Source organism: Pseudomonas yamanorum (assembly GCF_013386765.1).
In the GTDB taxonomy this organism is placed as follows: Bacteria; Pseudomonadota; Gammaproteobacteria; order Pseudomonadales; family Pseudomonadaceae; genus Aquipseudomonas; species Aquipseudomonas yamanorum_A.
In genome coordinates, this window is the sequence record NZ_JACARE010000025.1 from 22,938 (window position 1) to 37,109 (window position 14,172).

Consider the following 14,172-nt stretch of genomic DNA (forward strand, 5'->3'; position numbering starts at 1 on the left):
AGATTTTTCATGACTGAAAAACAAACCCCAATCGACAGCGGCTGCAACATCACGTTGTAGTCCAGGGCTCTAGTGTTCATATTTGGCAGCCCTGCACTGCCAAAGAGTGAGCCTGACCCATGCAGCCGCCTGCCCGACACCTTGTGCCCCTTGCCGCCGCCCTTTGCGCCACCCTCGCCTGCGCCGACAGCCCGGACCCGCTGCTCACCAAGCGCGTGGATGCGGTGGTCGACAGTGCCATTGCCGACAAACGCCTGGTGGGCGCAGTGGTGCTGGTGCTGCGGGACGGGCAGCTGGTTTACCACCGTGCTGCCGGCTTGGCGGACCGCGAAGCCGGGCGCCCGATGACCGAAGACACGATCTTTCGCCTGGCATCGGTCACCAAGCCATTGGTTTCGGCCGCCGCAATGCACCTGGTGGACCAAGGCCGTTTGCGCCTGGACGATCCGGTCAGCCGCTGGCTGCCCGACTTCAAGCCCAAGCTGGCCGATGGCACCACCCCGGTGATTACCGTCAGCCAGTTGCTCAACCATACCGCCGGCCTCAGCTACGGATTCCTGGAAAGCCCGCACGGCCCGTACCGCACCGCCGGGGTTTCCGATGGTTTGGGCGAGCCGGAGATCGGCTTTGCCGAAAACCTGAAACGCATCGCCAGCGTGCCCCTGAGTTACCCGCCGGGCAAAGGCTGGCGGTATTCGATGGCCACCGATGTGCTGGGTGCGGTGCTGGAAAAGGCGTCCGGCCAGAGCTTGCCAGCATTGGTCCGCGAATCGGTGACCGAACCGCTTGGGTTGCGCGATACCGGGTTTGCCGTGACGGATCTCAAGCGCCTGTCCGCCGCCTATCAGGATGGTTCACCGCAGCCGCTACGGGTGGTCGACAAGGCCACCATCACCTCGGGCGACAGCACCGCACTGTTTGATGTGCGGCGGATTCTCGATCCTAAGGCCTACCCTTCCGGCGGTGCCGGCATGGCCGGGACGGCAGGTGATATTGCGCGGTTCCTGGAAACCATTCGCAGGGGCGGCGCACCGATCCTGTCGGCGCACAGTGTGCAGTTGATGGTCACCGATTCGGTGGGCGCCAACCCTCCAACCCAAGACCCAGGCTGGGGGTTCGGTTATGGCTGGGCGGTGCTGGATGACCCTGCGCTGACGGGCACACCGCAATCGCGGGGCACCTTTGAATGGGGCGGCGCCTACGGTCACAGCTGGTTTGTCGACCCGCTGCAAAAGCTCACGGTGGTTGCACTGACCAATACGGCTTACGAAGGCATGTCCGGCCTGTTCACCCATCAGTTGCGGGATGCTGTGTATCCGCCGCAGTGATCGACCACCAGCGCGGCAACAACTGCCGTACCCGGGCTTCACCAAAACGGTCATCGATCAGCATCACCACGCCGCGGTCCTGCTGGCTGCGAATCACCCGGCCCGCGGCCTGCACCACCTTCTGGATACCCGGGTACAGATAGGTGTAGTCGTAACCGGCACCAAAAATCGCGCCCATCCGCAGTTTGAGCTGCTCATTCACCGGGTTCAGTTGGGCCAGGCCCAGGGTGGCGATGAATGCGCCGATCAGCCGGGTGCCCGGCAGGTCGATGCCTTCGCCGAAAGCCCCGCCCAGTACCGCAAAACCGATGCCCTGGCTGTGCTGGGTGAACTGGTCGAGAAACCCCTGGCGCTCGGCCTCGGCCATGCCCCGTGACTGGTGCCACAACGGGATGTGCGGGTGCCGCTCGGCGAGCAATTGCGCCACTTGCTGCAAATAATCGAAGCTGCTGAAGAACGCCAGGTAGTTGCCCGGCGCCTGGGCAAACTGGGTGGCGATCAGCTCGACGATGGGTTCCAGGGACGCCTGGCGGTGGACGAACCGGGTGGAGATCCGGTCGACGATATGCACCTGCAGCTGTTCGGCCTTGAACGGTGATTCCACGTCGACCCAGGCGGTGTCGGGCGGCATTCCCAGCAGGTCTGCGTAGTAATGGCGCGGGCTCAGGGTCGCGGAAAACAGCACGCTGCTGCGGGCCGCCGTCAAGCGGGGGCGGATGAATTCGGCGGGCACCACGTTGCGCAGGCACAGGGTCGATGAGCTGCGTTTGCCGCTGAGTTCGCGCTTGCTGATGTCGAAGATGAAGTGTTCGTTGAACAGCTCGGCGACCTTGGCAAATTGCAACGCCTCGAAGTAGAAGGCTTGCAGGTCGCCATTCAGGGCTTCGGGATGGTCGTTGAAATATTCGCCCATGGCGCTGGTGCACAGGCTCAGGGCTTGCAGCAGTTTGTCGGGCTTGCGGGCGTAAGCCTGATACGGCGCGACTTGCTCCTTGTGCAGGGCGTTCCATTCACGGTTCAGGCGCTGCAAGGATTTCTTCAGCGGTTGCGGAGCGGTGTCGCGCAAGGTCTTGAGGCTGTACTGATCGAGGGCGGCGCTGTACATCGAGCGGCCGCGCTCCACGAGGTTATGGGCCTCGTCCACCAGCACCGCGACCCGCCACTGGTTGAGCTGGGCCAGGCCGAACAACGTGGCGCCGAAGTCGAAGTAGTAGTTGTAGTCGGCGATCACCACGTCGGCCCAGCGCGCCATTTCCTGGCTCAGGTAGTAAGGGCACACGTCATGGGCCAGGGCGACTTCCCGCAAATTGCGCTGGTCCAGCAGGCGTACCCTGGACGCGGCTTCGCGGGCGGCGGGCAGGCGGTCGTAAAAGCCCTTGGCCAACGGGCACGAATCGCCGTGACAGGCTTTGTCCAGGTGTTCGCAGGCCTTGTCCCGCGCGACCAGTTCCAGCACCCGCAGCGGCAATCCCGGGCTGCTGTCGTACAGCACCTGCGCCGCATCCAGCGCCAGTTTTCGGCCCGGGGTCTTGGCGGTCAGGAAGAACACCTTGTCCAGTTGCTGGGGCGCCAGGGCCTTGAGCATCGGGAAGATCGTGCCCACGGTCTTGCCGATACCGGTGGGCGCCTGGGCCATCAGGCAACGGCCGGTGCTGACGGCCTTGTAGACGGTTTCCGCCAGGGAGCGCTGGCCCGGGCGAAACGCCGCATGGGGAAAGCCCAGGGCGGCCGCTGCGGCGTTGCGGGCTTCACGCTGATGCATTTCCTGTTCGGCCCAGCCGAGGAACAGGGCGCATTGCTGATTGAAGAAGTGTTCCAGGTCGGCGGCCTGGAAGGATTGGCTCAATAGGGTTTCGTGCTCGCCGACAATGTCGAAGTACACCAGCGCCAATACAATCTCCGACAACCCGAGCTTCCGGCACATCAGCCAGCCGTAGACCTTGACCTGGGCCCAGTGCAGTTGCCGGTGGTTGGCCGGCTGCTTGGCCAGGTCGCCGCGATAGGTTTTCACCTCTTCCAGCTGGTTGCGGTCCGGGTCGTAGCCATCCGCCCTGCCCCGGACTTTCAACTGAAGGTATTCGCCCTCAAGGGCCACTTCGTTCTGGTAGTGGGCACTGCGCCGCGACGCCACGGTGCGGTGGCCGACAATCCCTTCCTGGGCGCTGGGGGATGGCGTAAAACGCAGGTCGAGGTCGCCGACCTTGGCGGTGAATTCACATAACGCACGCACCGCAACGCTGTAGCTCAAGCCACCTGCTCCGCCCAGCGCACATAACACACGGTCACGGGCATCTGGTGTTCGCCGCAGAATTCCAGCCAGCGCAGTTGGTTGTCTTGCAGGCGGTCACCGGGGCCTTTGACTTCGATCATGCGGTAGGTTTTTTCTTCGGGCCAGAACTGGATCAGGTCAGGCATGCCGGCGCGGTTGGCGCGGATATCCAGCAGCAGGCGCTCGAACCAGTGGCGCAGGTGCACGGCGGGCAGGCAATCCAGGGCCTGGTCGAGCAGTTCTTCGCTGAGGACGTTCCAGAACACGAAGGGCGACTGAATGCCCCATTTGTCCACGTAGCGCTGGCGGATCGTGGCCTTGTAGCGCTCGTCGCCGAGTTGGTCCAGGCATTCGGCAAACAGCTCGGCCCGCCGCTGATGAAAGTCCTCACTGTGCAGGTCCACCGGACCGCGCTGGAATGGGTGGAAAAACGACCCCGGCAACGGCGCGAAAATCGCCGGCCAGCACAGCAAGCCGAACAACGAGTTGATCAGGCTGTTCTCGACGTAATGCACCGGCGCGCCGTGGTCGCTCAGGTGCGCCTGCACGCAATACTCCACCGACATCAGCGGCTCGGGGGCCGGCAGTTCAAGGTCCAGGCGCACGATCTCGCGGGGTTTTACCCTGGGCACCGCCGGTTCACCCAGTTTGCGCCCCAGCCTGGGTATGACCCGCAACAGATGCTGCTGCTCGGCGGCGCTTTCCGGTGCCAACTGCGCCTCACGGGCCAGGCGCATCGCCTGGGCAAAGTCCTCCTGGCGCTCCAGCACCCGGATCAGCCGCGCCCGGGCGCCGGGATAGGTGCAGCCCCGGTAGATCGCCTCGGCCAGGGCCAGCTCGGCGCTGCGCTCACAGTATTGGCCCACTTGAAACAACAGCTTGGCCCGACGCTTTTCCAGCCAGGGGTTGTCGGTGTGCAAGGTGGCGATATTTTCCAGCACCACCTCCAGCGGCTCGCCCGCCTCAAAGGCTTGCTGGCACTGGTGCAGGAACAGGAAGCCATGCACATCGTCACGGCTGCGCAGACCGCGGGACTCGGCGCAGAACTCGACTTTCTCGTAAGTGAAAATCCCCAGGTCCGCCAGCACAAACTCCGACCAGTCCTGATAGAGATTGCCGAAGAACATCAGCCGCAAGCGGTCGCACAGGTCCATCACGGTCAGGCTGTAGAGCTGGTCGGCGAGGTCCGGACACCACGCCTGAAAGCAGCGCGCTTCGCAGAACTGCGCTGATAGCTCCTCGAGCCAGTCAGCCTTTTTCGCCTTGGGCTGCTCGATCCAGGGTTTGAACGTCGCGAGGATTTCGGCTTTCTGCAACAGGCCGAACAGTTCGTCGAACGACAGCAGGCACTGATCCGTCACCCAACCCTGTTCCAGCAAAGGCACGACCGCCTCCTGTGCTGCACCGATCTCGGCATAGTTGAGTTTGCCAGCGCGAAAATGCATGCCCTTGCGCATCACCATACGTACCAGCAAGGCCTGGGACGCCTGGGGCAAGCTGTCAAATTGCTGAATGAAATGCGCTTCTTCCGGGGCCAGTAAATCGGCATAACGCTGCCCCAGCCAGTCGAGCACCTGGCGGAAGTTGTGCAGGTAATACAGCGGGTTTTCAAGGGGATTGGGCATTTCACGCACTGAATCAAACACTGGTTATGCATACAGAGTGCCGTCCCTGAGCGGCTGTTGCAATCGGTAATAGATCAAAGGCACACGCAACTTTTTGCGTAATAATGATCAGATGGCTGTCAGCCACATTAAATGTGTCTCCCCCCGACTGCTCAGGCACGGGGTTTTCGAAGGGTCAGGGTAAGGGTTATGAGCATGAAGAATTTAGGTCTGGCACTGGGTATGTTGACGATGCTGGTATTGGCCGGTTGCTCCACGCAAACCGTGGTGACGTTGCAGAACGGTACCCAATATTTGACCAAGGACGTACCGAACGCGAAGACCGCGGATGGTTTCTACGAGTTCACCGACATCGCCGGCAAGCATGTACGGGTCAAGGCCGCCGACGTTGCGACCGTGATCAAAGAGAAATAAAGCAGTAATCCGCCCTCGGGCAGCGCAAAAAATAAACAGATTTTCACCGAAGGATTTTCCCCGTCGCCGCGTTTAACCGATCAACCACCTTCAACTTCGAGGGTGGTACGACGGAGAACCATGGCCATGACATTCATGTCCCGAGCGGTGCGCGCTCTGCTATTCATTCCCTTGATGTGGGCTGCGCTGGCGAGTACGCCGGTGTTTGCCGACACCATAATCATCCGCCAGGCGCCCTCGCGCGTGGTGATCGTGCAACCCCCTCCTCCCGGCTACTACGGCCACTGGGGTTATGGCTACGGCCCGCGAGGCTACTGGCCACACGGTCATTACTACGGCTACGGCTACGGCCAACCCCATCGCCCGTACTGGAACCACGGCCACTACTGGCGATAACCCAACGCCCAAACCCTGAATAACCCGGTGCTGACTAACCCTATGCTGATTAACCCTAGCTGACTAACCCTGTGGCGAGGGAGCTTGCTCCCGCTGGGGCGCGAAGCGGCCCCAAAAAAAGGGCCTGCTACGCAGTCCAGCGGGAGCAAGCTCCCTCGCCACAACAGCAGCGCTATTTAGCCGATGGAAATTCCATCGCCCCAAACCCCGCCCAGCCCAACCCCCACCAGCGTCACCGAATCCGCGCCAAAACTCAGCACCGTATCGCCACCCACCACCTTGGCGTGATCACGCCAGTCGGCACTGCCCTCCACGTCCCGGAACACCAGCTTGTCAGTGGACTGATACCCGATCACCCGATCCTGCCCAAACTGCCCGCTGAACAGAAAAGTGTTATGCCCACTGTTATCGCGGATCGTGTCATTGCCCTTGCCGCCCTCGATAAAGTCCACGCCCTTGCCCCCCTGGATCAGGTCATCACCGTCACTGCCAATGATGAACGTATTGCCCTTGTGAGGCTCGGCATTGCGGTTGAGGTCCTGCACCCAGGTATTGGCCCGGGCCGGGTCTGACAGGTTGGCCACGATAATCGTCGAATCCCGGCTGGTCAGGTCGTAGAACGCCGAGTCCAGCACCCGGCTCATGCCATCCCCGTAGGCCGTGGGCAAATGGGAAATCCAGGTCGGCACATTGACGATGGAAAACGGCAGCACATTCCACAGCGTCGACGCATAGTGATCGTTGAAGCTGACGATATTGTCGGTGGTCGACTCATGGGGCTTGTCGTGCACCCCCAGTGACGAAAAGTTGAACGACGAACCGTCCAGCGCCCGAAATACCGGGTCATTTTCATAGCCGATGTTCAGCACTTTGTCGCCGCTGCTCTGGGTCGGCGAGGCGTAGGCCACGTAGTTGGAATCCTTGTAGAACCCCGACCATTTATTGCCGCTCAAGTCGGCCATGCTGTTGACCGCCAGGCCACCCAGGCTGTGGCCGCTGACCACCACATCCTTGCCCGTGAGCCCTTGGCTGGCGGCATACGCCGCGACATCCTTGAGCAAGGTGCCAAACGCCTCGCCCGCGTAGTTTTTCGCGTAATCCTTCGGCCCCAGCGCCGCCAGCAAATCACTGACCAAATCGCCAATCGAGTCGCTGATCAGGGTTTCCCGAGGCCCGGAAGTCCCGCGAAAACCGATGCCGATTTCCAGCAACTTGCCGTCGCCATCGTACTTGCCCAACACTTCGACCTGAGCCGTGGTGTAGCCGGCCTTTTCACCGAAAAACGTGCCCCGGGCATCGACCTTGCCGCCGTAGCCCAGGGTGCTGGCACTGATGGGCGTCCAGCCGGCCTTGTTGACGGCGTCGAGGGCGGCCTTTTCCGAATCGAGGTTCCAGGGAATCCCCGGAATCACCCCCTGGGAATCGGTACTGCCCAGCAACGCGCCCACCAGCGTCGCCGGCAGGCCCAGGCCAAACCCGTTGTGTTGATAGCCCACGGCAAAGCCGTTATCCAGGTTGTGATAGGAGTACAACGTGATCGCCATGGCATCGGCGAACAACGCTTTGGAGCCCTCGGCCCCGAGGTTTTTATAGTCAAAGACACCCATGGTATTGCCTCTCTTTTGTTGGAATTGTCGAGAAAGCCACATCTGCACAAATTGACGATTGGAACAGAGTCCATGTGGGAGCGGGCTTGCCCGCGATGAGGCCGTATCAGTCGATGCATCGTTGACTGACCCGACGCTATCGCGGGCAAGCCCGCTCCCACAGGTGTTTAGAACGCCCAGTCGAGGCTCAAGCCGACGCCATGGACTTTCTCCTTGCTGGCCAGCAGGCCGTTGTAATCTAGATTCACCTTCGCGTCCTTGCTCAGCGCCAGGCTGACCCGCGCGCCCACCAGGGCCGCATCACGCACCATCGGCGAACTTTCCACGGAGAACGACGAGCCGCCCGACGCAAACGCCAGGTGCCGCTCGGAGTCGACGCTGCTCAGGTTGTGCTGCCAGCCCAACGTGCCGGAAAGCTCCAGTTGCTGGTGATCGCTCACATTCAGGGTTTTCAACGCCCGCACACCCAGGGTGCTCAAGACCACGTCGCGACTGTCATCCCCGCCCTTCAGCGCTGCCGCATCACCCTTCTCGGTAAACCCGTCGGCATCCAGGTGCACATACGCCAGGTTGGCGAACGGCTCCACGGCCAGCGGTTGCAGGTTCAGGCGATACGCCGCTTCGGTAAACACCTGGGTGCTGCGGGCATCCACCTTGGCTTTCTGCTTGCCGGCGACTTCACCGTATTGCAGCTCGCGCTTCACATCGGCGCGGTGCCAGCTGTAGGTTGCGCCACCGCTCAAACGCAAGGCGCCGATCTCGTGGCCGGCATACGCACCCAGGTGATAGCTATCGACCGATGCGCGGGAGTGGGTGTCACTGCCCATGTTCAGCGAGGTGTCGCTGTAGCCCGCCACCAGGCCCAAACGGGTGTCTTCATCCAGCGCGCCGTCCACACCCGCCAGCATGCCGCCGATGGAGGTGGTGTAGCCCGCTGTGTCGCTACGGCTGTCGGTCTTGCCCCAGGCGCCGAGGGCCTTGACCCAAACGTTGCCGCGGCTGTCGATAGTCTCGGTCGATGCGCCCATTTCGCCTTGCTGCAAACGCTCACCCACGGCTTCGCGCAGGTAGCGGTTGTCATTGACCAGCGCGGTTTCCAGCGCCGGGTAGATTTCCCCGGACAGCTGCTGGAACGCACCCTGGGCCGACGCCGCATTCGGCGACGACAACAGGCTTTCATACACCGCGTTACCGGCGCCCAGCTGTTCAGCGGCCGCTGCCACCGAGCGTTGATTCGGGGTAGCCGCCACGCTGGCGAAGGTGTTGGCGTTGCGCGCCACGTCCAGTTGCACGCCGTTGGCGGCGTAGTTCAGGGTGCCGCCGAGAAACAGGTAGTTGGGCAGTACCGAACCGAAGCTGCCAGTAATGCCGCCGGCGGCCTGAAGGATGTTGTACTGCCGACCGATCAAGCTTTCGGCCTGGGTCTGGGTCAGCAGTGTCGGGCTGTTTTCCAGGGCCAGGGTCACGGTGCCGCCGCTGAGGGTGGCCTTGCCACCGGCGACGATGCGATCACTGTTGGTCGCCGACAGCTCCACCGCATAGGTAGAGCCCGCCGCAAAGTTCACATCCCCCGCCACATTCAGGGTGCCGATGGAATTGCCCGGCGCCACGGTACCGCCGCTGTTGGCGGTGAGTGAACCAATGTGCCCGGAACCGCCCACTACCCCGCTGCTGCCCACGGTGACGTCGGAGGTGATCGAGCCATTGACCGCCAGCAACCCTTGATTGACCAGGGTCGGGCCGCTGTAGGTGTTGGTGCCGGTCAGCACCAGCGCGCCAATACCCTGCTTGGTCAGGCCGCCATGCCCGGAGATGTCGTTGCTCCACACATCCAGCCCGCAATGCACGTCGGTGCAAAGACGCTGGGTCGGTTTACCGGCATCCACCACGGCGCCAATCCCTGGCAGGTCCGCGACGAATTGGCCGGAGCCGTAGGCGCCGTCGATACGAAACTCGGCTGGAATATCCTCAGCCGTCACAAACATCCCCGGGCCGTTGATGGCCTTGCCCAGATTGATCATGCCCCAGCCGTACAGCGAGTCGATGCCCGGTGCGCCGAGGTCGGTCGCGGTGGTTTTGAGCAGCGTGGAAATCTGGTCGCCGCTCATGTACGGGAAGCGCTCCATCAACACCGCCGCGCTGCCGGCCACATGCGGCGCGGCCATGGAGGTGCCGTTGAAGTTGGCGTAGTCGGTGGTCAGGTTTTCCAGGGTGGTGCCGTTGATCACCGAGCTGTAGATCTTGGTGCCGGGCGCCGCGACGCAAAAGCTCGCGGCATAACCGCAGCGTGAGGAGAAGGTGCTGATCACGTACGGGTCGGCACTGGCGGTGTCGGGGTTCTGCTGCAAGGCCGCCACCGACAACCAGTTGGGTGCGATCTCCGGCACGAAGTACGCCAGGCCCGAAATCGCATCCGGGTTGTTGCGGTTGTAGTCGTTGCCGGCGGCAAAGATCGTCAGCACGCCGCTGCGGGCCGCATCGATCGCGCCTTGATAAGCGCCGCCTGCGATCGTGCCAAGGATCGGACGGATGTTATTGAACTGCGCCTGGGCTTCATTGACCGTGAAGTTGGGGAACGCCGGATCACGCCCGCCCTTGGCGTACTGGTCACCGATCCCAATGCCCCAGCTGTTGTTGATGATGCGCGCACCGCCGGCCACCAACGCGTCCCAACCGGCTTTGTAGACCGCGCCGTCGTTGCCCAGGATGATCCCGTCTTCGGGGCCTGGGTCGCCGTTTTCGGCGCTGATGATTTGCGCATCGAACGCCACGCCATGCATCGGCCCGCCATCGCGATTACCCGCAGCAATGCCGCCCACATGGGTGCCGTGGTTGCCGAGCTTGCCGTTGGAGCCCAGGGACGGCGTGCCGTCATAGCGAAAGGCATCCCCGGCCTTCACCGGGATGTACGGGTCGGTGTATTGGCGGATGCCCTCGGTCACGATCGTGACCACTTTGCCGGGGCTGGCGAACTCCGGATGCTGGGCGTACACCGGCTGGTCGAAGATCCCCAGTTTCACGCCCTTGCCGGTGTAGCCGGCGGCGTAGGCGGCGTCTGCATGCACGGCGCCCAGCCCCCAGTCGGCCTTGAACTCATTGCTGCGCCAACTGGCAGCGTCCCCCAGTTTCCCGGTTTCGACGTAGGGTGCGGCCTGGGCGGTACCCAGGCTGGCCAGGCAACACAGCAACGCGCCGTATGGCACGCAACTCCTGGCCTTGAGCGGGTAGCCCGGGCCTGTTGGGATGGCGGATTGAAACCTTCGTTTTTTTGTTTTCACGGTGGACTTCCTTGTAGGAGCGAGCTTGCTCGCGATGATCGTTAACGATGACTCGGGCTGCGGTGCCTTCACGTTTTTCGCGAGCAAGCTCGCTCCTGCATGAAGAGGCGCAGCGTTTAGAACTGCCAGTCCAGGCTCAACCCCACGCCCTGGATTTTTTCCCGGCCAGCCAATTGGCCGGTGTAGTCGAGGTTGACCCGTGTGCTTTTGCTCAACGCCAGGCTCGCCTGCACGCCCACCAATGCCGCATCGCGCATCAGCGGCGAGCTTTGCACCGCAAACGACGGCCCACCGGCGACAAACGCCAGGTGCTCTTCGGACTCGACGGCACTCAAGCTGTGCTGCCAGCCCAACGAACCGGAAACGTCCAGTTGCTGCCGGTCATTGAGGGCCAGGGTTTTCGACGCCCGCAGGCCCAGGGTGCTCAGCACCGCGTCGCGGCTGTCACTGCCACGCGCCAGGGCGGCGGCGTCGCCTTTCTCGTGAAAGCGTTCGTTGTCCAGATGCACGTAAGCCAGGTTGGCGAACGGCTCAAGCGCTACGGATGGCAGGTTCAAGCGGTAGGCGGCCTCGGTAAATACCTGGGCGCTGCGTGCATCCAGCTTGGCCTTCTGCTTGCCGCTGACCTCGCCGTACTGCAAGTCACGTTTCACGTCGCCGCGATGCCAGCTGTAGGCGCCGCCGACGCTCAAGCGCCAGTTACCCAGCTCATGCCCGGCATAGGCGCCGAGGTGGTAGCTGTCGATGGACGCCGAGGAGTGAGTGCCACTGCCCATGTTCAGCGAGCTGTCGCTGTAACCGGCCACCAGCCCGGCACGGGTCTGCTCGTCCAGGGCGCCGTCGACACCGGCCAGCATGCCGCCCAGGGAGCTGGTGTAGCCCGCGGTTTCGCTGCGGCTGTCGGTCTTGCCCCAGCTGCCGAGCGCCTTGACCCACACGTTGCTTTCACCGGCCACCGGCGTATGGCGCAGGCGATCGCCCACGGCGTCACGCACTTGGCGGCTGTCATTGATCAACATCGTGCCAATGGCCGGGTAGATTTCCCCGGACAGTTGCCGCAAGCCCTGTTGCGCTGTGGCCAGTGAGTCCGAGCGCAGGATGCTTTCATACACCGGGTTGCCGGCGCCCAGTTGCTCGGCAGCCGCCGCCACCGAACGCTGGTTACGGGTGGCGCCGACACTGGCAAAACTCGCGTCACTGCGGGCAATGGCCAGTTGCACTCCGTTGGCGGCATAGTCCAGCGTGCCGCCCAGGAACAGGTAGTTGGGCAACACGGCACCGAACTGTCCCTGGATTCCGCCCGCCGCCTGCAGGATGGTGTACTGGCGCCCCACCAGGCTCTCGGCCTGCTGCTGGCTGAGCAGGGTCGGACTGTTTTCCAGGGCCAGGGTCACGGTGCCGCCGCCGAGGGTAGCCTTGCCGGTGGCGATGATCTGGTCGCTGCTGGTGGGGGTGAGTTCGACTGCGTAGGTGGAGCCGGCGGCGAGGTTCACATCCCCGGCCACCTGCAGGGTGCCCACGGAATTGCCCGGCGCCACGGTGCCGCCGTTATTCACCTGCAAGGCCGCGATGCGACCGGAACCGCCCAAGGTGCCGCTGTCATTGACCGTCACGGCAGAGGTCAGTGAACCGTTCACCGCCAAACGGCCGCCGTTCACGGTGGTGGGGCCACGGTAGGTGTTATCACCCGTCAGGATCAGGCTGCCCGCGCCGGACTTGATCAGGCTGCCTTCGTAGATACGCTGGGCCGCTGCCGCCGCCCGGGCTGTACCGACGGCGTAGTCGGTCTGGTCCTGCTGACTCGCACCCGCCCCCACGCCGTTTTCCCAGCCCTTGTCGCGCAGGGTTTGCTGCCAGGCCAGGGTTTCCACACTGTCTTCGGCCTGACGCTGGATCAGCGCCTTGTCGGAGATCGCGTTACTCCACACATCGCCCTGCCCGGCCGCCAGCGTGACCGTCATGGGGCCCAGCAGTTGCCCAGGCCCATGCATCGCCCGGCCCAGGTCCGGCACGCCCCAGCCGACCTGGGTGGTGGGTGCGTCAGTGACCGCGCCATTAAGCTGGGTGGCCGTGGTCAACAACACCTGCAAGGCCTGTTCGTTGTTCAGGTACGGGTAGCGTTCCATCACCAGCGCCAGTGCACCGGTGGCATGGGGTGCCGACATGGATGTGCCGGATTTCACCCCGTAGCCGCCCTCGGGAATGGTGCTGTTGATCAACGCTCCCGGCGTGGAAATGCACCAGTACTTGGCGATGCCGCACTGGTTGTATTTCTGGTTATTCGCCTTGTCCAGGCCCGACACCGCCAGCCAGTGACCTTCCAGTTCCGGCTGGAAATACGGCAAGGCCGAACGCACGCTGGCGTTGGCGTAGCCGCTGTTGCCGGCGCTGAACACGTTGATCACCCCGGCCCTGGCCACATCGGCGGCGGCGTCGAGCCAGGTGTTCTGGTTGTAATGCTGGGCATAGGCCGCGTGCAGGTCGCCCAGGGTCTGGTAGCTGACATCCTTGGGCTGGCTGCCCCAGCTGTTGTTGATCGCGCGCACGCCGGAATCCACCAGGGCGCTGTACACCGCCTGGAAGTACTTGGGGTCCGGTGTGGGGCCAAACAGGAAACTGTCGTTGGCGTTGGTGTTGCCGACGTAGATCTGCGCGTTGTACGCCACGCCGTGCATGCCCACGCCATCCCGGGCCGCGCCCATGGTGCCGGTCACATGGGTGCCGTGGGAGTCGTTGTTGGGGTTGAGGGCGCCGGTGGTGTTGAACGGGCTGCCATCGACGTAGGTACCGCTGGCGGTGACCGCGTGATAGCGGTCCTTTGAGGCTTCGGGATGATCGGGGTCAAAACCCGAGTCCAGCGCGCCGATCTTCACGCCACTGCCGGTGATGCCAGCCGCGTAGGCCTCATTGGCTTTCATCCGGTCCAGACCCCAGTCGCTCTGGAACTCGGCCGAACGCCAACTGGCGGGATCGCCCGGTTTGCCGGTTTCGAGGTACTGCCCGTGGGCCGCCACGGACAGCAGCAGCAAGGAGCCTGCGGTGAAGGGTTTGAAGCGAGGTGAATCGGTGATCATGAAGAGTCCTTTTTCTTATTGTTGAAATACCTGTGGTGAGGGCGCGCCCTGTGAGAAGGGAGCTTGTTGTGGTGGGGGGGCTTGCAGTGGCGAGGGAGCTTGCTGTGGCGAGGGAGCTTGCTCCCGCTGGAGTGCGCAGCGCTCCCAAAGATTCTGGGGCCGCTACGCAGCCCAGCGGGAG

The 14,172-nt window shown here is 63.1% G+C and carries 8 protein-coding genes; 3 read left to right on the forward strand and 5 right to left on the reverse strand.

From position 1 onward, the window contains the following. Positions 1 to 119 precede the first annotated feature (119 nt). Entirely contained in the window at positions 120 to 1,328 is a 1,209-nt protein-coding gene (locus HX875_RS20790) for a serine hydrolase domain-containing protein (RefSeq protein WP_177045206.1), read from the forward strand. Here HX875_RS20790 and HX875_RS20795 read toward each other — a convergent pair. Together HX875_RS20795 and HX875_RS20800 are read right to left on the reverse strand one after the other, a co-directional pair. Continuing rightward, positions 1,288 to 3,576: an ATP-dependent DNA helicase gene (locus tag HX875_RS20795; RefSeq protein WP_177045208.1), complete on the reverse strand. Its 2,289-nt coding sequence runs from the start codon at positions 3,574 to 3,576 to the stop codon at positions 1,288 to 1,290. The two genes, HX875_RS20790 and HX875_RS20795, sit on opposite strands and share 41 nt — an antisense overlap. Continuing rightward, positions 3,573 to 5,222, reverse strand: a complete 1,650-nt coding sequence (locus tag HX875_RS20800) for a VRR-NUC domain-containing protein (RefSeq protein ID WP_177045210.1) — start codon at positions 5,220 to 5,222, stop codon at positions 3,573 to 3,575. Before HX875_RS20800 ends, HX875_RS20795 begins: the two co-directional genes overlap by 4 nt. A 189-nt stretch (positions 5,223 to 5,411) precedes the next feature. Between HX875_RS20800 and HX875_RS20805 the strand changes: the two genes are divergently transcribed. Both HX875_RS20805 and HX875_RS20810 read left to right on the forward strand, forming a co-directional pair. Beyond that, positions 5,412 to 5,636, forward strand: coding sequence for a YgdI/YgdR family lipoprotein (locus tag HX875_RS20805; protein WP_177045212.1), 225 nt, complete (start codon positions 5,412 to 5,414; stop codon positions 5,634 to 5,636). Positions 5,637 to 5,756: 120 nt separating this feature from the next. Next, the gene (locus HX875_RS20810) at positions 5,757 to 6,032 is read left to right on the forward strand and encodes a hypothetical protein (protein WP_256348145.1); all 276 of its coding nucleotides are present in this window, start codon (positions 5,757 to 5,759) and stop codon (positions 6,030 to 6,032) included. Positions 6,033 to 6,208: 176 nt separating this feature from the next. On the opposite strand, the gene HX875_RS20815 is transcribed toward HX875_RS20810, so the two are convergent. The 3 genes from HX875_RS20815 to eprS all read right to left on the reverse strand — a co-directional run bounded on the left by HX875_RS20815 (position 6,209) and on the right by eprS (position 13,991). Beyond that, on the reverse strand, positions 6,209 to 7,639 hold the full coding sequence (locus HX875_RS20815) for a polyurethane esterase (RefSeq protein ID WP_177045214.1): 1,431 nt from the start codon (positions 7,637 to 7,639) through the stop codon (positions 6,209 to 6,211). A gap of 167 nt (positions 7,640 to 7,806) precedes the next feature. After that, on the reverse strand, positions 7,807 to 10,884 hold the full coding sequence (locus HX875_RS20820) for an autotransporter domain-containing protein (protein ID WP_371321492.1): 3,078 nt from the start codon (positions 10,882 to 10,884) through the stop codon (positions 7,807 to 7,809). Positions 10,885 to 11,033: 149 nt separating this feature from the next. Continuing rightward, positions 11,034 to 13,991, reverse strand: coding sequence for an autotransporter serine peptidase EprS (eprS, locus tag HX875_RS20825; RefSeq protein WP_177045229.1), 2,958 nt, complete (start codon positions 13,989 to 13,991; stop codon positions 11,034 to 11,036). Positions 13,992 to 14,172 lie beyond the last annotated feature (181 nt).